This window comes from Bacillus sp. CGMCC 1.60114 (genome assembly GCF_042676365.1).
GTDB classification, from domain to species: domain Bacteria; phylum Bacillota; class Bacilli; order Bacillales; family Bacillaceae_G; genus Bacillus_A; species Bacillus_A rhizoplanae_A.
Window position 1 is genome coordinate 1 of record NZ_JBHTHG010000008.1, and the last position, 17857, is coordinate 17857.

General features: G+C 36.1%; 21 protein-coding genes. 20 read left to right on the forward strand and 1 reads right to left on the reverse strand.

What is annotated here, in order from left to right; translation table 11 throughout:
- Positions 1-382: 382 nt before the first annotated feature.
- The 9 genes from ACFQZ1_RS05235 to rsmI all read left to right on the forward strand — a co-directional run bounded on the left by ACFQZ1_RS05235 (position 383) and on the right by rsmI (position 6901).
- The gene (locus ACFQZ1_RS05235; protein ID WP_377881055.1) at positions 383-568 is read left to right on the forward strand and encodes a sigma factor G inhibitor Gin; all 186 of its coding nucleotides are present in this window, start codon (positions 383-385) and stop codon (positions 566-568) included.
- 80 nt (positions 569-648) lie between these two features.
- Positions 649-2058, forward strand: a complete 1410-nt coding sequence (locus ACFQZ1_RS05240; RefSeq protein WP_377881056.1) for an aminotransferase class I/II-fold pyridoxal phosphate-dependent enzyme — start codon at positions 649-651, stop codon at positions 2056-2058.
- A gap of 18 nt (positions 2059-2076) precedes the next feature.
- Positions 2077-2703 (forward strand): dTMP kinase, encoded by a 627-nt coding sequence (tmk, locus tag ACFQZ1_RS05245; protein WP_377881057.1) that lies wholly within the window; start codon positions 2077-2079, stop codon positions 2701-2703.
- A 32-nt stretch (positions 2704-2735) separates the two neighbouring features.
- On the forward strand, positions 2736-3719 hold the full coding sequence (gene holB / locus ACFQZ1_RS05250; protein WP_377881058.1) for a DNA polymerase III subunit delta': 984 nt from the start codon (positions 2736-2738) through the stop codon (positions 3717-3719).
- A gap of 4 nt (positions 3720-3723) precedes the next feature.
- Positions 3724-4551 carry a PSP1 domain-containing protein gene (locus ACFQZ1_RS05255; RefSeq protein ID WP_377881059.1) on the forward strand — a complete coding sequence of 276 codons (828 nt, stop codon included), beginning with the start codon at positions 3724-3726 and terminating at the stop codon, positions 4549-4551.
- A 14-nt stretch (positions 4552-4565) separates the two neighbouring features.
- Entirely contained in the window at positions 4566-4916 is a 351-nt protein-coding gene (gene yabA / locus ACFQZ1_RS05260) for a DNA replication initiation control protein YabA (RefSeq protein WP_377881060.1), read from the forward strand.
- A gap of 132 nt (positions 4917-5048) precedes the next feature.
- Positions 5049-5789, forward strand: coding sequence for a tRNA1(Val) (adenine(37)-N6)-methyltransferase (locus ACFQZ1_RS05265; RefSeq protein ID WP_377881061.1), 741 nt, complete (start codon positions 5049-5051; stop codon positions 5787-5789).
- The gene (locus ACFQZ1_RS05270; protein WP_377881062.1) at positions 5776-6066 is read left to right on the forward strand and encodes a GIY-YIG nuclease family protein; all 291 of its coding nucleotides are present in this window, start codon (positions 5776-5778) and stop codon (positions 6064-6066) included. Before ACFQZ1_RS05265 ends, ACFQZ1_RS05270 begins: the two co-directional genes overlap by 14 nt.
- The gene (rsmI, locus tag ACFQZ1_RS05275; protein WP_377881063.1) at positions 6035-6901 is read left to right on the forward strand and encodes a 16S rRNA (cytidine(1402)-2'-O)-methyltransferase; all 867 of its coding nucleotides are present in this window, start codon (positions 6035-6037) and stop codon (positions 6899-6901) included. The genes ACFQZ1_RS05270 and rsmI overlap by 32 nt, the downstream gene beginning before the upstream one ends.
- A 30-nt stretch (positions 6902-6931) precedes the next feature.
- Here rsmI and ACFQZ1_RS05280 read toward each other — a convergent pair whose 3' ends face one another.
- On the reverse strand, positions 6932-7216 hold the full coding sequence (locus ACFQZ1_RS05280; RefSeq protein WP_098305010.1) for a transition state genes transcriptional regulator AbrB: 285 nt from the start codon (positions 7214-7216) through the stop codon (positions 6932-6934).
- Positions 7217-7583: 367 nt separating this feature from the next.
- On the opposite strand from ACFQZ1_RS05280, the gene metG reads away from it, so the two are divergent.
- The 11 genes from metG to ACFQZ1_RS05335 all read left to right on the forward strand — a co-directional run bounded on the left by metG (position 7584) and on the right by ACFQZ1_RS05335 (position 17780).
- The gene (gene metG, locus ACFQZ1_RS05285) at positions 7584-9566 is read left to right on the forward strand and encodes a methionine--tRNA ligase (protein WP_377881064.1); all 1983 of its coding nucleotides are present in this window, start codon (positions 7584-7586) and stop codon (positions 9564-9566) included.
- Positions 9567-9744: 178 nt separating this feature from the next.
- Positions 9745-10512 carry a TatD family hydrolase gene (locus ACFQZ1_RS05290; protein WP_377881065.1) on the forward strand — a complete coding sequence of 256 codons (768 nt, stop codon included), beginning with the start codon at positions 9745-9747 and terminating at the stop codon, positions 10510-10512.
- Between the two features lie 142 nt (positions 10513-10654).
- On the forward strand, positions 10655-11851 hold the full coding sequence (locus tag ACFQZ1_RS05295) for a resuscitation-promoting factor (protein WP_377881066.1): 1197 nt from the start codon (positions 10655-10657) through the stop codon (positions 11849-11851).
- Between the two features lie 125 nt (positions 11852-11976).
- Positions 11977-12534, forward strand: coding sequence for a ribonuclease M5 (rnmV, locus tag ACFQZ1_RS05300; protein WP_377881067.1), 558 nt, complete (start codon positions 11977-11979; stop codon positions 12532-12534).
- Positions 12531-13406, forward strand: coding sequence for a 16S rRNA (adenine(1518)-N(6)/adenine(1519)-N(6))-dimethyltransferase RsmA (gene rsmA / locus ACFQZ1_RS05305; protein WP_377881068.1), 876 nt, complete (start codon positions 12531-12533; stop codon positions 13404-13406). Before rnmV ends, rsmA begins: the two co-directional genes overlap by 4 nt.
- A 109-nt stretch (positions 13407-13515) precedes the next feature.
- On the forward strand, positions 13516-14379 hold the full coding sequence (gene yabG / locus ACFQZ1_RS05310) for a sporulation peptidase YabG (protein WP_377881069.1): 864 nt from the start codon (positions 13516-13518) through the stop codon (positions 14377-14379).
- A 139-nt stretch (positions 14380-14518) separates the two neighbouring features.
- Complete coding sequence (gene veg, locus ACFQZ1_RS05315) at positions 14519-14794, forward strand: biofilm formation stimulator Veg (protein ID WP_035433605.1); 276 nt, start codon at positions 14519-14521, stop codon at positions 14792-14794.
- A 95-nt stretch (positions 14795-14889) separates the two neighbouring features.
- The gene (gene sspF / locus ACFQZ1_RS05320) at positions 14890-15069 is read left to right on the forward strand and encodes an acid-soluble spore protein SspF (RefSeq protein WP_371932392.1); all 180 of its coding nucleotides are present in this window, start codon (positions 14890-14892) and stop codon (positions 15067-15069) included.
- Positions 15070-15254: 185 nt separating this feature from the next.
- Positions 15255-16124: a 4-(cytidine 5'-diphospho)-2-C-methyl-D-erythritol kinase gene (gene ispE / locus ACFQZ1_RS05325; RefSeq protein WP_377881070.1), complete on the forward strand. Its 870-nt coding sequence runs from the start codon at positions 15255-15257 to the stop codon at positions 16122-16124.
- A 54-nt stretch (positions 16125-16178) separates the two neighbouring features.
- On the forward strand, positions 16179-17027 hold the full coding sequence (gene purR, locus ACFQZ1_RS05330) for a pur operon repressor (RefSeq protein ID WP_377881072.1): 849 nt from the start codon (positions 16179-16181) through the stop codon (positions 17025-17027).
- A gap of 375 nt (positions 17028-17402) precedes the next feature.
- Positions 17403-17780, forward strand: a complete 378-nt coding sequence (locus ACFQZ1_RS05335) for a RidA family protein (protein WP_377881074.1) — start codon at positions 17403-17405, stop codon at positions 17778-17780.
- The last annotated feature ends 77 nt before the right edge of the window (positions 17781-17857 follow it).

A 17857-nucleotide genomic window follows, 5' to 3' on the forward strand; every position in this document is an offset into this window, starting at 1 on the left:
ACGGAAGTTAAGCTCTCTAGCGCCGATGGTAGTTGGGACTTTGTCCCTGTGAGAGTAGGACGTTGCCAGGCAAACGAAAGACGAGTCATTGGACTCGTCTTTTTATTTATACTCCGCTATTCTCGGATAGTAAGATTTACTTTTTAAGAAATAGATGGGATGTCGCCTATAAGGGCAGGTTAATTCAACTATTTCTCAGACAGACACTTCGCCTAGAAATGATTCATACACTAAAAGTGTAAAGGATGTATATATTTTTAAAAAATGTTAACGCTTATAAATGTATTGTTTCATTTCGTATAGAGGGGAGGAAAGGCTTAATTATCGTTTGTCTAGTTTTATATAATGATGGTTAGATAGACTACGATAACTAGGCGAATATATGGGATCTGTTACTACAAAAGAAGAGATTTGTATTGTATGTGAGCATAAGAAGGATAGTGGAATTCATTTGTATAGGAATTTCATATGTGAATCATGCGAGCGAGAAATGATAGAAACAAGTACAAATGATCCGAAGTATATGTTTTATTTACAACAACTGCGGAAAATACAAGTATTGCGTTAGAAAATAGGCAGATATGCCTATTATTTTTTTTTTTAATCCCGGTATAATGTAGAGAGAATGAATAGTAAGGAAGAGTGAGTATGGATCAAAGAAAAATGCCCTTATATGAAGCATTAAAAACTTTTGCAAGTAAGAAACCAGTATCCTTTCACGTTCCAGGTCATAAAAATGGAACGAATTTTCCACATGAAGCACAGGAGTATTTTCATGATATACTTTCTATTGACGTAACAGAGCTTACTGGACTTGATGATCTTCATAGTCCATTTGAATGTATAGAAGAAGCGCAACAATTATTAGCGGGGTTATATGAAGTACAAAAAAGCTATTTTTTAATTAATGGTTCAACGGTTGGAAATTTAGCTATGCTGTTAGCATGCTGTAATGAACATGATACCGTTCTTGTACAAAGAAATGCTCATAAATCCATTATGAATGGTCTTAAATTAGCTGGAGCACGTCCTGTCTTTCTAGAGCCGTGGATTGATGAAGAATATGGTGTACCTGTTGGTGTTCCTTATGAAGTGATTGAAGCTGCAATTCAAAAATATCCGCAAGCGAAAGCTCTTATTTTAACGCATCCAAATTACTATGGTATGGGCGTAGATTTAGAAAAGAGCATTACATTAGCACATGCACATCGTATTCCTGTTTTAGTAGATGAGGCGCATGGAGCGCATTTTTGTGTTGGAGAACCTTTTCCCAAATCGGCGCTTGCATATGGAGCTGATATTGTTGTCCATTCGGCACATAAAACGCTACCAGCAATGACAATGGGTTCATATTTACATATAAATAGTTCTATCGTGGATGAAGAAAAAGTTTCTTCTTATTTAAATATATTGCAATCTAGTAGTCCATCTTATCCAATAATGGCTTCATTAGATATAGCTCGTTTTGCATTAGCGAAGATAAAAGAAGAAGGATGTAAGGAACTTGCTGCATTTACTGAGCAGTTTCGTCAAGTGTTACATCGTATTCCACAACTTGCTGTTTTAGACTACCCAATACAAGATGTATTAAAAGTAACCGTACAAACACGGTGTAAGCTCTCTGGATATGAATTGCAACATGTATTTGAAGAAATCGGTATGTATGTTGAAATGGCAGATCCCTATAATGTTTTACTTATCTTACCGCTCCAAGTAAATGAGGATTATATAAAAGTAATCGATAGGCTACAAAGTGCACTATGCTCATATGATGTAGAAGATACTGGGCTGTGTATTCGTTATCCTGATAAAGAAAATTTATCTTCTTTGGCATTTACATATAAGGAATTGGAGAAGTATAAGAAGAAAGTTATACCTTTAGAAGAGGCGTTAGGTATGATTGCGGCCGATATGATTATACCGTATCCACCAGGAATCCCATTGCTCATGTATGGAGAAAAAATTACGTCAGAGCATATAAATCAAATTTCTTATTTAGAAGAGAGCGGCGCACGTTTTCAAGGAAATCCAAAAAATATTACTGTATATGATATATAGAGAAAGAGGTTTTTATAGATGAAGGGATTGTTTGTAACAATTGAAGGACCAGAAGGATCAGGAAAATCTACATTAATTACAAAATTATTGCCGTATTTTGAGAAGAAGGAACAAAAAGTAGTGGCAACACGCGAACCAGGCGGTATTAAGATTTCAGAAGAAATTCGTACCATTTTACATAAAAAAGAACATACAATGATGGAAGCACGTACAGAAGCATTATTATATGCTGCAGCACGCAGACAACATCTAGTAGAAAAAGTCATGCCAGCATTAGAAGATAATTATATTGTAATATGCGATCGTTTTATTGATAGCTCCCTTGCTTATCAAGGATATGCAAGAGGTCTGGGTGTTGATAAAGTATTTGAGATTAATCGTTTTGCGACAGAAGATTGTATGCCGGATATTACAATCTATTTAGATATTGAGCCAGAGGTTGGCTTAGAACGCATTAGAAAAGATGGTAATAGAGAAGTAAATCGCTTAGATTTAGAAAGTATCGAATTTCATAAACGTGTTCATGAAGGATATTTACAATTAGTAGATCGATTTGCAGATCGCATTGTCGTTGTAAATGCAGATCAACCAATGGAAGCCGTTGTAGAAGAAGTTACTCAGCTTATTGAACAAAAGTTGTTATAATAGAAGAAAGTATAAAAAGTGAGGTATGAAACATGACGAAGACGTGGGAACAACTGTCTCTTATACAACCCATTGGTGTAAAAATGTTAATGAATAGTATTGCAAAAGAGCGTATATCCCACGCTTATTTGTTAGAAGGGCCAAAAGGAACAGGGAAGCTTGAAACAGCTGTGCAAATGGCGAAAAGTTTTCTTTGTTTGCAGAGAAATGGTGTAGAGCCTTGTCATACATGTACGAATTGCCGGCGTATTCATTCGGGCAATCACCCAAACGTATATACCGTTACACCAGATGGATTATCAATTAAGAAACAGCAAATCAATGAATTACAAGAAGAATTTTCTAAAACGGGTCTAGAAGCAACTAAAAAAATATATATTATTGAGCATGCAGATAAGATGACGACAAATGCCGCGAATACATTGCTTAAATTTTTAGAAGAACCGAGCAGTGATACAACGGCTATTTTGTTAACTGAGCAAAGCCATCAAATTTTAAGTACCATTTTATCACGATGTCAAATTGTTACATTTCGACCTCTTCCAAAAGATGCCCTGGTAAACCGATTAGAAAGAGAAGAAGTAAGTGTTTCTTTAGGAAATCTTGCGGCTGAACTTACAAATAGTTTTGATGAGGCGTTATCGTTTTGCGGTGATGAATGGTTTGCACAAGCACGAACTTTAGTGATAAAATTATGTGAAGCCCTAGAGAAAGATACCACGTCTCTTTTTTTTGTACAGGAGAAGTGGGTGAAGCATTTTGGAGAGAAAGAACAATTACAGTTAGGATTAGATATGTTGCTCCTTATTTATAAGGATTTATTATATGTTCAATTGGGAGAAGAAGATCGTCTAGTTTTTCAGGACCAAAAAGGGTTATTCCAATCTTTTTCCTATTCTCAAAAGCGCATTGTATCGGCTCTTTTCAATATATTAGAAGCAAAAAATAGAATCAACGCTAATGTAAATGCGCAGCTTGTGTTCGAGCAGTTAGTGTTGCGGTTGCAGGAGGGATGACCGTTTGTATGATGTAGTAGGTGTTCGTTTTAAGAAGGCCGGAAAAGTGTATTACTTTGACCCAAATCAATTTGATATCTCGGAAAATGAATTTGCGATCGTGGAAACAGTACGGGGAATCGAATATGGGAAAGTTGTCATCACTAAGAAACAAGTCGATGAAAATGATGTTGTACTACCACTAAAGAAAGTCATTCGTATCGCAGATGAAAGTGATCGTACAATTGTTGAGGAAAATAAACGCGCAGCAAAAGAAGCATATCAAGTTTGCCAGCAGAAAGTGATCGAGCATGATCTTGATATGAAACTTGTTGACGTGGAATATACATTTGATCGCAATAAGGTTATTTTTTATTTTACGGCGGACGGTCGTATTGATTTTCGTGAGCTTGTAAAAGACTTAGCAGCTATCTTTCGGACAAGAATCGAGTTAAGACAGATTGGTGTTCGTGATGAAGCAAAAATGCTTGGCGGTATTGGTCCATGCGGCCGAATGCTGTGCTGTTCTACTTTTTTAGGGGATTTTGAACCTGTATCCATTAAAATGGCAAAAGATCAAAATTTATCGTTAAACCCTGCGAAAATCTCTGGGTTATGTGGTCGACTGATGTGTTGTTTAAAATATGAAAATGATGAATATGAAGCAGCAAAAGAACAGCTTCCAGATTTAGATGAAAAGATACAAACACCGCATGGTCTTGGTCGTGTAATCGGATTAAATATTTTAGAAAGATTAATTCAAGTGGAATTAGTAGACAAGGAACGGATAGTAGAATATACGTTAGATGAATTAATAAATAAAGGGGTCGTTTCGAGTCAAACCACAGATTAATGAGGTGGGTGCTTGTGGAGAAAAAAGATATTTTTGCAGCAGTTTCCAGTATGGAAGAGCAAATTGGACATCTCTATAAACAGTTGGGAGAATTAAAGCAGCATCTCGCAGAGCTACTTGAAGAAAACCAACATATTAAAATGGAAAATGAAAATTTGCGAAATCGTTTTGAAGAAGTTCAGAATAAGCAGAAACAAAAGTCGACTAAACGGAAAGAGATAAAGCCTAAAATAGATATCGGTGAAGGATATGATAATTTGGCACGCCTGTATCAAGAAGGTTTTCATATTTGCAATTTGCATTATGGAAGTGTACGTAAAGAAGGGGATTGTTTATTCTGTTTATCATTTTTAAATAAAAAATAAAATTACCTTTCCAATAAATTGGAAAGGTAATTTTTTGTACATATACCCAAAATATAAGTAAAGTAGATCAGGGCATAGATTGTCTTAACGTCTGTTAAAATAAGCTTGAATGATAAGGAAGGAAAGAAATATATGCAGTTATATGGAGATGAACGTTTAGATTATTTACTATCAAAAGATATGAAAATTATTCAAAGTCCGTCAGTATTTAATTTTTCATTAGATGCAGTGCTACTGGCGAATTTTGCGTGGATGCCGATTCAGAAAGGAAATATATTAGATTTGTGCACAGGAAATGCAGTGATTCCCCTTTTATTAAGTTCCCGTACGAAAGGAAGGATTACGGGGGTTGAAATACAAGAGCGTATTTACAACATGGGTGTTAGAAGTGTTCAATATAATGATTTAGAAGAGAGAATACGGCTTATTCACGGTGATTTAAAGGATATGCCAGAGCAAATAGGCCGACATCAGTTTGATGCTGTTACATGTAATCCGCCATACTTTCAAACACCAAAACCGTCTGAACAGAATTTAAATGAGCATTTAGCGATTGCTCGTCACGAAATTATGTGTACGCTAGAAGATGTTGTGCGTGTTAGCAGCCAACTTGTTAAGCAGGGAGGGAAGGTTGCCTTTGTACATCGTCCTGGTCGTTTACTTGATATTGTAACACTTATGCGAAAATATAAAATTGAACCAAAACGCCTCCAATTTGTATATCCAAAAGTAGGTAAAGAAGCCAATACGTTATTAATTGAAGGTATTAAAGATGGGAATGCTGATTTGAAAATTTTGCCACCCCTTTTTGTATATGAAGATAATAACGAATATACGAAAGAAATGAACACGATTTTATATGGAGCAGAATAGGCATTATTTTTATGTTGTTGAATGCGTTGATGGGAGCTACTATGCGGGATATACAAACCATTTAGAGAAGCGAATTGAAGCTCATAATAGCGGAAAAGGAGCCCGCTATACAAGAGCAAGGCGTCCTGTTAGGTTAAAATATTTTGAAACTTATGAAGAAAAAAGGACTGCAATGCAGGCAGAATATCGTTTTAAACAGTTAAAACGGAAACAAAAAGATGAGTATATACAAAAAGGAGACTATTATGTGGCAGCAAAAAAGCTTTCAGATGAATGAGAGAGGAACATTATATTTAGTTCCAACTCCAATTGGAAATTTAGAAGACATGACATTTCGCGCGATTCGTATATTAAAAGAAGCAGACTTTATTGCAGCAGAAGATACAAGGCAAACGAAAAAACTATGTAATTATTTTGAAATTGAAACACCAGTAATGAGTTATCATGAACATAATAAAGAAGTGAGTGGTCGAAAAATTTTAGATATGTTAGACCAAGGAAAAACGGTAGCACTTGTTAGTGACGCAGGTATGCCGTGTATCTCGGATCCTGGTTATGACATCGTTGTACAGGCAGTAGCGCAGCAGTATTCAGTTGTGCCCCTTCCTGGTCCAAATGCTGCGCTTACAGCATTAATTGCATCTGGATTAGAGACAAAGCACTTTTATTTCTATGGATTTTTACAGAGACATAAAAAAGAGCGTAAAGCAGAATTGGAGAAGTTGCGTTATATTCCAAATACAATGATGTTTTACGAAGCGCCACATCGATTAGGAGAAACATTAATTTCTATGAAAGATGTGTTAGGGAATAGAAATGTTGCATTGTGTCGCGAGCTTACGAAGAAATTTGAAGAATTTATTCGTGGTTCCTTAGAGGAAGTTATTCATTGGGCAAAGGAAAATGAAGTACGTGGAGAATTTTGTGTTCTAGTAGAAGGTTCTACGGAAGAAGCGGCAGATGAAGAAGTGTGGTGGGAAACGTTAACTGTTGAGGGACATGTCGAATACTACATAGAGGAGAAAGGTCTTTCTTCTAAAGAAGCAATTAAAATGGTTGCAAAAGATCGAAATATGTCGAAACGGGATGTATATCAAGCATACCATGTTTAAAAAATAAAAGCTTCTCTAATAGAGAAGCTTTTATTTTGCTGCTGCGATGAATTGTTGTAACTCTTTTAAGATTTGTTCTGCGCCTTCTGGGCTTAAAATGATTTTACCTTCAGCTAATGAAAGGTTACTATCAGAAACTTCACCAGTTACTTGGCAAGTCATGTTTGGCTTATATTTTTTTAAGATAATCTTCTCATCATCAACATAGATTTCAAGAGCATCCTTTTCTGCAATACCTAGTGTGCGGCGTAATTCAATTGGAATTACAACGCGGCCTAATTCATCAACTTTACGAACGATACCAGTAGATTTCATATTTGTTTCTCCTCCTCATATTTTGCAAGTTTGTACATCTATTTTAATTCGTCATTTTTCGACAAAATACCCTATGCACATATGATACCAATCATTGACATTTCCGTCAATTCCTTAATTGTAAAATTTATAAAAGTTTTGTAGATTTTCGCATCTACTTATTATATATACTAAAAAATAATAGATGTATAGAGAGATTTGTTTTATTATCTTAATTTTATCGACAATTCTGAGGTGCTAAAATGTATATTTTTTCTTAATATGAGTAATAGATGATAAAGATATAGAGCATTCACTCGTTTTTATACGTGAGTTTTTGATATACTGTTTATAAATACATATGAGGTCATTTGGGAGGTTCAAAACAATGACAGAGGAAAATAAGACCTTTTATATTACAACTCCGATTTATTATCCAAGTGGAAAGCTTCACATCGGACATGCTTATACGACGGTAGCGGGAGATGCGATGGCACGCTATAAACGTATGCAAGGATATGACGTTTACTATTTAACAGGCACTGATGAACATGGACAAAAGATTCAAAAAAAAGCAGAAGAATTAAATGTTACACCGCAAGCTTATGTCGATAATATTGTAGCAGGAATCAAAGATTTATGGAATAAAATGGATATTTCTTATGATGATTTTATCCGTACAACAGAAGATCGTCATAAAGAAGTTGTAGAAAAAATCTTTAAGCAACTTGTTGACCAAGGTGATATTTATCTTGATGAATATGAAGGTTGGTATTCTGTACAAGATGAAACATTCTATACAGAGCATCAACTTGTTGATCCAGTGATGGAAAATGGAAAAGTAATTGGTGGAAAGAGCCCAGATAGTGGTCATGCAGTAGAACTTGTTCGTGAAGAATCATATTTCTTTAGAATGGGGAAATATGTAGATCGACTATTAAAGTTTTATGAAGATAATCCACACTTCATTCAACCGGAATCACGCAAAAATGAAATGATTAATAATTTTATTAAACCAGGATTAGAAGATTTAGCTGTTTCTCGTACTTCTTTTGACTGGGGTGTCCGTGTGCCGGGTAATCCGAAGCATGTTATTTACGTATGGGTAGATGCATTATCTAACTATATTACGGCATTAGGCTATGGAACAGCGAATGAAGAAAAGTATAAAAAGTATTGGCCAGCAGATGTGCATTTAGTAGGAAAAGAAATTGTTCGTTTCCATACAATTTATTGGCCAATCATTTTAATGGCCCTTGATTTACCACTTCCGAAAAAAGTGTTTGCGCATGGTTGGATTTTAATGAAAGATGGAAAAATGAGTAAATCAAAAGGGAATGTAGTAGATCCTGTCACATTAATTGATCGCTACGGCTTAGATGCACTTCGTTACTATCTACTTCGTGAAGTACCATTTGGATCAGATGGAGTATTTACACCAGAAGGATTTGTTGAGCGTATTAATTTCGACCTTGCGAATGATTTGGGGAACCTATTAAATCGTACAGTAGCAATGATTGATAAGTATTTTGGCGGCGAAATTCCAGCTTACAAAGCAAATGTAACAGAATTTGATGAAGCTTTAGTAACATTTGCAAAAGATACATTGCAAAAAGTAGAAGCTTCAATGGAAAACATGGAGTTTTCGGTGGCACTAAGTACAATTTGGCAATTTGTTAGTCGTACAAATAAATATATCGATGAAACACAACCATGGGTATTAGCCAAAGATGAAAGTGATCGTGAGAAACTCGCTTCTGTTATGGCGCATCTTGCAGAAGCACTTCGTCAAACAGCGATTATGTTAATGCCATTTTTAACAGAAACACCAGGAAAAATCTTTGAACAAATTGGAATTACAGATGAAGAATATAAAACTTGGAATAGCCTTTCTGCAATTGGTTGTATTCCAACTGGTACCAAAGTTGCTAAGGGGCAGCCTGTATTCCCGCGTTTAGAAGTAGAAGTAGAAGTGGAATATATTAAAGAACAAATGAAGAGCTCTGCTCCAAAAGTAGAAGAAAAGAAAGAAGCGGAGCCAGAGGTAGAAGAAATTACAATTGATGATTTCTTTAAAGTAGATCTACGTGTAGCAGAAGTGTTAGATGCAGAACCTGTGAAAAAAGCAGATAAGTTGTTAAAGATACAACTTGATTTAGGTACAGAAAAAAGACAAGTCGTATCTGGAATTGCCAAATTTTATTCTCCAGAAGAATTAAGAGGGAAAAAGGTCATTTGTGTTACAAACTTAAAGCCAGTAAAATTACGTGGTGAGTTATCACAAGGTATGATTTTGGCAGGCGAAGAAAACGGAAAATTATCGTTAGCAACAGTCGACCAAAACTTACCAAATGGTACAAAAATTAAGTAATAATGACAAAATGAGAGATGTTTCACGTGTAACATTCGTGAAGCATCTTTTTTCTTGTCGAAAATCTTTCTAAAATTTCCTTTTTTGTATCAAAATTGTAATATGGTTGTTATTACGTTGTTAGGAAAGTAATTTTTACCTATGATAGAATTTATTTCAAATAAAAGGAGTTATTGTTATGTTGTTTGATACACATTCACATTTAAATGCAGAACAATTTGAAGAGGATTTACAGGAAGTAATTGCAAGAATGAAAGAAGCTGGCGTTTCTTATACAGTTGTGGTTGGCTTTGATGAAGGGACAATTAAAAAGGCAATTGAATTAGCAGAAACATATGACTTTATTTATGCAGCTGTTGGTTGGCATCCTGTTGATGCAATCGATATGACAGAAGAGCATCTAAAATGGTTAGAAGAATTAGCAAATCATCCAAAAGTTGTTGCACTTGGTGAAATGGGCTTAGATTATCACTGGGACAAATCTCCAAAGGATGTGCAAAAGGAAGTATTTCGTAAACAGATTAGACTAGCGAGAAAGGTGAAATTACCAATCATCATACATAATCGCGATGCAACGCAAGACATCGTAGATATTTTAAAAGAAGAAAACGCATCTGAAGTAGGAGGAATTATGCATTGTTTTAGCGGTAGTGTTGAAGTAGCAAAACAGTGTATTGATATGAATTTCCTTATTTCATTAGGTGGGCCAGTAACTTTTAAAAATGCAAAGAAGCCAAAAGAAGTTGCGATGGAAATTCCAATGGAACAACTTTTAATCGAAACAGATTGTCCGTATTTAACTCCTCATCCGTTTCGTGGCAAACGAAATGAACCAAGCTACGTAAAGCTTGTTGCGGAGGAAATTGCAAATTTAAAAGGACTATCTTATGAAGAAGTAGCAGTAAAAACAACAGAAAATGCAAAAAGACTATTCGGCATTCAATAATGAGAAGTAGAGGAGGAATTCCTCCTCTCACTTTTTCTTCCTTCACCTATGTTTATCTTCAGATGAGTAATACTACTTGAAAGAGTAGGAGAATGAGATTCAGTAATTCTGATCTAGACAGGGACAAAGGGGGCACTTTATTGTGATTGTAAATGCAAGGAACTTATTATCCAGGTTAGAAGCGGGCAAAAAATTAGCAGTGAGAGTTACAAGTGCATTAATTATTTCAGGATCTGTTGGGACCGTAGCTTATGCAGGGACAACGGACAAAATAGTTGTTGAAGTAGATGGAAAGAAACAAGAAATTTATACGCATGCAAATACTGTAAGTGAGTTGTTACAAGACGAAGGAATTCAAGTAACAAAAAAAGATCATATATATCCAGCACTTTCTACAAAAATTAATGGTGAAATGAAGGTAATTGTAGAAAAAGCGAGACCATTTACGATTATGGTGGATGGGAAAGAGAAACAAGTACAATCAACCGTAAAGACAGTAAAGGATTTGTTAGTAGAAGAACATATTGAAATTAATGAACATGATAAAATATATCCTAACTTGCATACAGATTTAGAGGATACGAAAAAAGTCATGATTCAAAAAGCATTCCCAGTTACATTACATGTTGGCGGCCAGGAGCAGCAAGTATGGTCAACTTCGACTACTGTCGCTGACTTTTTGAAAGAACAACAAGTGTCACTAAGTGAAATGGATAAAATAGAACCCGCTTTGCAGGAAGTGATGCAACAAAATATGAAGGTCAAAGTGATTCGAGTAGAAAAAGTCAGCGATGCAGTGGAAGAGCCAATTCCTTTTACGGAAGTGAGACAAGAAGATTCTTCACTCCTAAAAGGAACTGAAAAAGTGATTCAAGAAGGAATAGAAGGAAAAAAGAAGAAAATATTTGAGGTTATAAAAGAGGACGGAAATGAAGTCTCAAGAAACTTGCAAAAAGAAGAAGTGGCACAAGAAGAAAAAAATCGTATTGTAGCTGTTGGTACCAAAGAAGAAGAGGAGAATACTTTGGGTGATGGAGAAGGTGTAGCTGTCAAAGAATTTTATGTACAAGCAACGGCATATTCTCCGTACTGCGGAGGCTGCGAAGGCGTAAGTGCAGGTGGTTATAATTATAAGGCAAATCCCAATATGAAACTAATTGCAGTAGACCCGAATATTATTCCTCTTGGAACAAGAGTATGGGTGGAAGGATACGGATATGCAGTTGCTGGCGATACGGGCGGAGCAATTAAAGGATATCGTATCGATGTTCTTATGCCAACGGAATCACAAGCAGACTCTTGGGGAAGAAAACAGGTGAAAATTAAGGTGTTACAATAATATTGTAAGCAGAGGGATTTTTTCTCCTCTGCTTTTTAAATTGTATTAATAGGAAAATAATAATGGAAAAGTAGGCGTTTTTTTGTTTTACTAATTAGAGATGTGAAATGAGTGTGGAGGAAGTTATGAAGATTAAAGAAATAATTGTTGTAGAAGGTAAGGATGATACAGTTGCCATTAAGCGTGCAGTAGATGCAGATACAATTGAAACGAACGGTTCGGCAATTGGAGATCATGTTATTGAACAGGTAAAATTGGCACAGCAAACACGAGGTGTGATTATTTTTACAGATCCTGATTATCCAGGAGAGCGTATTCGTAAAATTATTTCTGAGAAAGTACCAGGGTGTAAACACGCCTTCTTACCGAAAGAAGAAGCGTTAGCGAAGCGGAAGAAGGGTGTTGGAATTGAGCATGCTTCTAATGAATCCATTCGACGCGCTTTAGAAAATTTACACGGAGAGATGGAAGCATACACGAGTGAAATTGATTGGATTGACTTAGTAGAAGCCGGACTCGTTGGCGGAGAAAAAGCAAAAAGTCGCAGGGAACGAATGGGTAAGCTATTAAAGATTGGTTATACAAATGCAAAACAGTTACATAAACGTTTGCAAATGTTTCAAATTTCAAAGCAGGATTTTGCAAAAGCGTATGAGCAAATATTACAGGAGGAAAAGAAATGAAAGATATTGCAACGCCAAATCGTACGAAAGATATTGTTGAAAAGTATGGGTTTTCATTTAAAAAGAGTTTAGGGCAAAACTTTTTAATTGATACAAATGTGTTAAATCGTATTGTGGATTATGCGGAAATTGGACCCGAGAGTGGGGCAATTGAGATTGGGCCTGGTATTGGAGCGTTAACAGAGCAATTGGCTAAACGTGCTAAGAAAGTTGTAGCGTTTGAAATTGATCAACGTCTTTTACCTATTTTGGAAGAGACATTAGCGCCTTATAATCACGTGACGGTAATTAATAAGGATATTTTAAAAGCTGATGTAATTGGAGTATTTCAAGAGCAGTTTACAGAAGGTCAAGATGTAATGGTTGTAGCAAATTTACCTTACTATGTGACAACACCAATTTTATTTAAGCTATTAGAAGAACAATTACCAGTGCGTGGTTTTGTGGTCATGATGCAAAAAGAAGTAGCAGATCGTTTAGCGGCTCGTCCAGGAACAAAAGATTATGGTTCGTTATCAATTGCGATTCAATATTATACAGAACCTGAAACAGTGATGACAGTTCCTCGTACAGTATTTGTACCACAGCCAAATGTAGATTCAGCAGTTATTCGTTTATTAAGACGTCCAAAGCCACTTGTAGAGGTAAAAGATGAAGCATTCTTCTTTGAAGTGGTGAGAGCTAGCTTTGCGCAGCGACGTAAAACATTAATGAATAACTTATCTAATAACTTAAATGGTTTTCCAAAGGATAAAATATTACTTGAGCGTATATTAGCGGAAGTTGAAATTGATCCGAAACGAAGAGGAGAAACATTATCAATTGAAGAGTTTGCAAAGCTAAGTAATGCTTTATTTTCATATAAAATGTAAAAGGTAGCTCGTTCTGAGCTGCCTTTTTTGTCACCCTTTTTTCTGTAAGTTCATAGGTTAAAACAGAACGTAGTGAGTTATATGTCCCTATGAGTTTGGAGGTAGAAAAATGGCTGTACACGTTGGAGATTTAGTAGAGAGGAAGTCCTATCAGCGCGACCTTCTTTTTCGAGTAACAGAAATAAAAGATACGATAGCGATTTTGTTTGGGGAAGAATTTCGGCTCGTAGCAGATGCACCAATAGACGATTTAGTTCTTGTCGATCAACGGGATTATACGAAAAGGGTGAAGCAGGAACGAGAAACAATGGAAAAGACATATCGTTTATTTCAACAAGATTATGTATTAATGAGACAGCGTCATGAATATCAATCAACAGGTGGTTATACAAATGAGGTAAATTACTTTCAAATGCCAGGTAAAGTGCTCCACCTTGATGGGGATCCTTTATATTTAAGAAAATGTTTAGATTTATATACAAAAATCGGTGTGCCAGTACAGGGGGTTCATTGTAAAGAAACGGAGATGCACGAAAAGGTTCTAGATTTAATTGAACATGTTCGTCCTGATATTTTAGTGATTACTGGGCATGACGCCTATACAAAGTCAAAAGGAGAAATGGGAAATTTAGCAGCCTACCGTCATTCTAAGCACTTTGTACAGGCCGTACGTACAGTACGAAAGAAGTATCCTTCATTAGATAACCTTGTTATTTTTGCCGGGGCGTGTCAATCGCATTTTGAAGCTCTTATTCGCGCTGGAGCCAATTTTGCAAGTTCTCCGTCTCGTATTAATATTCATGCATTAGATCCGGTATATGTTGTAGCAAAAGTGAGCTTTACTTCTTTTATGGAACGGGTCAATGTATGGGATGTAGTGCGTAACACGGTAACTGGCGAGAAGGGACTTGGCGGAGTTGAAACGAAAGGGATTTTGCGAACGGGAATGCCTTTTCAATATTATGAAGAATGAGCAAGGTAAGTATTTGCCTTGCTTTTTACCTGTTTGCTGTTAGGAATTTGGATAAAAAAGTATAAGAACGTACAGACTATACATATATGATTTATATTTTTATACGTTCCATACCAATTACAGCGAGGTGTAACACGATATGTCGAAACGTTTAGACGAAATCAAAAGTGCACTGGACCATCATCTTGGCCAGAGGCTTATGCTCAAAGCGAATAGTGGTCGAAGAAAAACGATAGAACGATCTGGTGTGTTAGCAGAAACATATCGTTCTGTTTTTGTAGTTCAACTTGATCAACAAGAAGATACATTTCAACGTGTTTCTTACAGCTATGCAGACGTATTAACAGAAACAGTTGAACTTACATTTTATGATGCACAAGATAATGAAATCATGTTAGGGGAACAGTCTGTTTAAGGATGATTTTTGCTTGATTACATATATTTTCCGGAATTGAAGAAAGTGGTGAAGTCACATACTAAATGTACCGTAGCTATAAAGGGGGGCTTGCATTGAGTAGACGAAAAGGAGTCATGTCAAACCAATTTAAAGAAGAGCTCGCAAAAGAGCTTGGATTTTATGATGTTGTGCAAAAAGAAGGATGGGGCGGAATTCGTGCGAAAGATGCTGGTAACATGGTTAAGCGTGCAATTGAAATTGCAGAGCAGCAATTGATGAAACAAAACCAGTAACGGTAAGATACTTCTATGCTACGGTGGCCGAGGAGATGCTCCTCGGCTTTTTGCACGCGAAAAAGTGGTATAAGTAGTTTCATTCTTGGTGCTTTTCGTTATAATTAGGGAAGTGTCATCGTTCTACTATAAATTTATGGTAAAATAAACGATAAAAGATTGAGTACATAGAGTAGGTGAATAGATTGAAGCTACTAGTTAAAGCACCAGCAAAAATTAATTTGTCGTTAGATGTACTAGGAAAAAGGTCAGACGGTTATCATGAAGTTAAAATGATTATGACAACAATTGATTTAGCAGATCGGTTAGAACTAACAGATTTATCTGAAGACCGGATTGAAATCGTATCTCATAATCGTTATGTCCCAGACGACCAAAGAAATTTAGCCTATCAAGCGGCAAAGCTGTTAAAGGAACGATTTCAAGTAAAAAGAGGAGTCTCTATTGCAATTGAGAAAACAATTCCAGTTGCAGCAGGACTAGCGGGTGGAAGCAGCGATGCGGCTGCAGCGTTACGCGGTTTGAATAAACTATGGAATCTTGGACTTACAATTGATGAACTTGCAGAATTAGGTGCCGAAATTGGATCAGATGTATCATTTTGTGTATATGGTGGAACTGCCATTGCAACAGGCCGTGGGGAGAAAATTGAACATATTAAGACACCGCCTTCTTTCTGGGTTATTTTAGCAAAACCGCATATTGGTGTATCAACAGCGGATGTATATGGAAATTTACGATTAGATCGTGTAAACCACCCAGATGTAGATTGTATGGTGGAAATGATTCAAACTGGTAACTATGAAGGGATTTGTCAGACGGTTGGTAATGTGTTAGAGGATGTAACATTTTCAATGCATCCTGAAGTTGCACATATTAAAGCGCAGATGAAACGTTTTGGTGCAGATGCAGTTTTAATGAGTGGTAGTGGGCCTACGGTCTTTGGTCTAGTTCGTCACGATTCACGCATGCACCGTATTTATAACGGACTAAAAGGATTTTGTGATCAAGTATATGCAGTACGTTTATTAGGAGAGCGAGAAAGTCTTGAATAAATACGTATAATAAGTTATGATTTGTTTAAAATATTCGTAATTTGAGGTGAGAGCGTGAAAATCAGACGAAGTACAAGGTTGGTCGATATGACTTATTATTTGCTTCAAAATCCTCGTCAGTTAGTTTCTCTCACTTTTTTTGCTGAGCGGTATCAATCTGCTAAATCTTCTATTAGTGAAGACTTAGTCATTATTAAACAAACGTTTGAACAACAAGGAGTCGGCACATTACAAACGGTACCAGGTGCAGCAGGAGGAGTGAAATATATCCCATATATAAGCCAGGAGGAAGCAACGCAAATTATTAATGAGCTTTGTAATTTATTTGAGAATCCTGATCGCATTCTTCCAGGCGGTTATTTATATATGACGGATCTTTTAAGTAACCCGCGCTACATTAATGGTGCAGGGAGACTCTTTGCTTCTGTATTTGCGAGACAGCCAATTGACGCTGTTATGACAGTTGCAACAAAAGGGATTCCTTTGGCATATGCAGTAGCCAATTACTTAGACGTCCCAGTTGTGATTGCTAGAAAAGATAATAAAGTAACAGAAGGCCCAACGGTAAGTATTAATTATGTATCAGGTTCTTCTAAGCGTATACAAACGATGACATTAGCAAAGCGCAGTCTTCCAGAAGGCGCGAATGTATTAATCATTGATGATTTTATGAAGGCTGGCGGAACTGTGCAAGGTATGATGAGCATGCTTGAGGAATTTAATGCTAATGTAGTGGGTATTGGTGTTTTAGTGGAATCAAGTGATATTGAGGAAAGACTTGTTGATAAGTTTGTTTCATTAATTCGCTTGTCTGAAGTAGATGTGAAAGAAAAGACGATTCAAGTGGAAAAAGGGAATTACTCTTTGAGTCCGTTTGCTGATATGATTGTAGATACTGAGTGAGGTAAAGTGAAATTTTTATAAGTAGAGGGTTTTTAGCCCTCACTGACGAAAAACTCTTACCAATCGGGTGGCAAGTAGCAGGATAAATAATCTTCTTAATAGAGTGGTTTAAAAAAGATGCTATGCGCTAGAGTAGAGAAAAGATAAAGCAACTGCTTTATCTTTTTTTATAAAGTGAAACATTTATCCTGCTATTTTAGGGTTGCAAGGCCCTTACCTGATTTTTGGTTTTAGGGATTCCAGATTCATTTCAATAGATATGTTTTAGCAGACGGTAGGCTCTCGATTCTGGGGGGCTTACCGCCTGCTAAAACTGCAGTTTTCCTGTAGGGGTTAGTTTGTAAAAGCGGGATAAAAAATATAAAAGGGTGAAAAATGATGAAAGTAGTTCAAACAAATGAAGCACCACAAGCAATTGGTCCATATTCACAAGGTATTATTGTAAATAATATGTTTTACAGCTCCGGACAAATTCCTTTAACAGTAACTGGTGAACTTTTGACTGGAGATGTAAAGGAACAAACAGAGCAAGTGTTTCGAAATTTACAAGCGGTATTAACGGAAGCTGGAGCATCATTTGAAACAGTTGTAAAAACCACTGTATTTTTAAAAGATATGAATGATTTTGATGCGGTGAATGAAGTATATAGTACATATTTTTCTGTACATAAACCGGCGCGTTCTTGTGTACAAGTAGCAAAGTTACCAAAAGATGTATCAGTTGAAATTGAAGTCATTGCCCTTGTGAAATAAGAATGGATAAGCGATAGCCTCTATATATTTCAATATTCGATTGAATTAAAAAATTTTATCTTAAAAATTTTTAAAAA

Excerpts from the sequence above, each read along its gene's own strand:
- ACFQZ1_RS05235 (WP_377881055.1), top strand. The coding sequence starts at position 383 with ATGGGATCTGTTACTACAAAAGAAGAGATTTGTATTGTATGTGAGCAT.
- ACFQZ1_RS05240 (WP_377881056.1), top strand. The coding sequence starts at position 649 with ATGGATCAAAGAAAAATGCCCTTATATGAAGCATTAAAAACTTTTGCA.
- tmk (WP_377881057.1), top strand. The coding sequence starts at position 2,077 with ATGAAGGGATTGTTTGTAACAATTGAAGGACCAGAAGGATCAGGAAAA.
- holB (WP_377881058.1), top strand. The coding sequence starts at position 2,736 with ATGACGAAGACGTGGGAACAACTGTCTCTTATACAACCCATTGGTGTA.
- ACFQZ1_RS05265 (WP_377881061.1), top strand. The coding sequence starts at position 5,049 with ATGCAGTTATATGGAGATGAACGTTTAGATTATTTACTATCAAAAGAT.
- ACFQZ1_RS05270 (WP_377881062.1), top strand. The coding sequence starts at position 5,776 with ATGGAGCAGAATAGGCATTATTTTTATGTTGTTGAATGCGTTGATGGG.
- rsmI (WP_377881063.1), top strand. The coding sequence starts at position 6,035 with ATGTGGCAGCAAAAAAGCTTTCAGATGAATGAGAGAGGAACATTATAT.
- ACFQZ1_RS05280 (WP_098305010.1), bottom strand. The coding sequence starts at position 7,216 with ATGAAATCTACTGGTATCGTTCGTAAAGTTGATGAATTAGGCCGCGTT.
- metG (WP_377881064.1), top strand. The coding sequence starts at position 7,584 with ATGACAGAGGAAAATAAGACCTTTTATATTACAACTCCGATTTATTAT.
- ACFQZ1_RS05290 (WP_377881065.1), top strand. The coding sequence starts at position 9,745 with ATGTTGTTTGATACACATTCACATTTAAATGCAGAACAATTTGAAGAG.
- rnmV (WP_377881067.1), top strand. The coding sequence starts at position 11,977 with ATGAAGATTAAAGAAATAATTGTTGTAGAAGGTAAGGATGATACAGTT.
- rsmA (WP_377881068.1), top strand. The coding sequence starts at position 12,531 with ATGAAAGATATTGCAACGCCAAATCGTACGAAAGATATTGTTGAAAAG.
- yabG (WP_377881069.1), top strand. The coding sequence starts at position 13,516 with ATGGCTGTACACGTTGGAGATTTAGTAGAGAGGAAGTCCTATCAGCGC.
- veg (WP_035433605.1), top strand. The coding sequence starts at position 14,519 with ATGTCGAAACGTTTAGACGAAATCAAAAGTGCACTGGACCATCATCTT.
- ACFQZ1_RS05335 (WP_377881074.1), top strand. The coding sequence starts at position 17,403 with ATGATGAAAGTAGTTCAAACAAATGAAGCACCACAAGCAATTGGTCCA.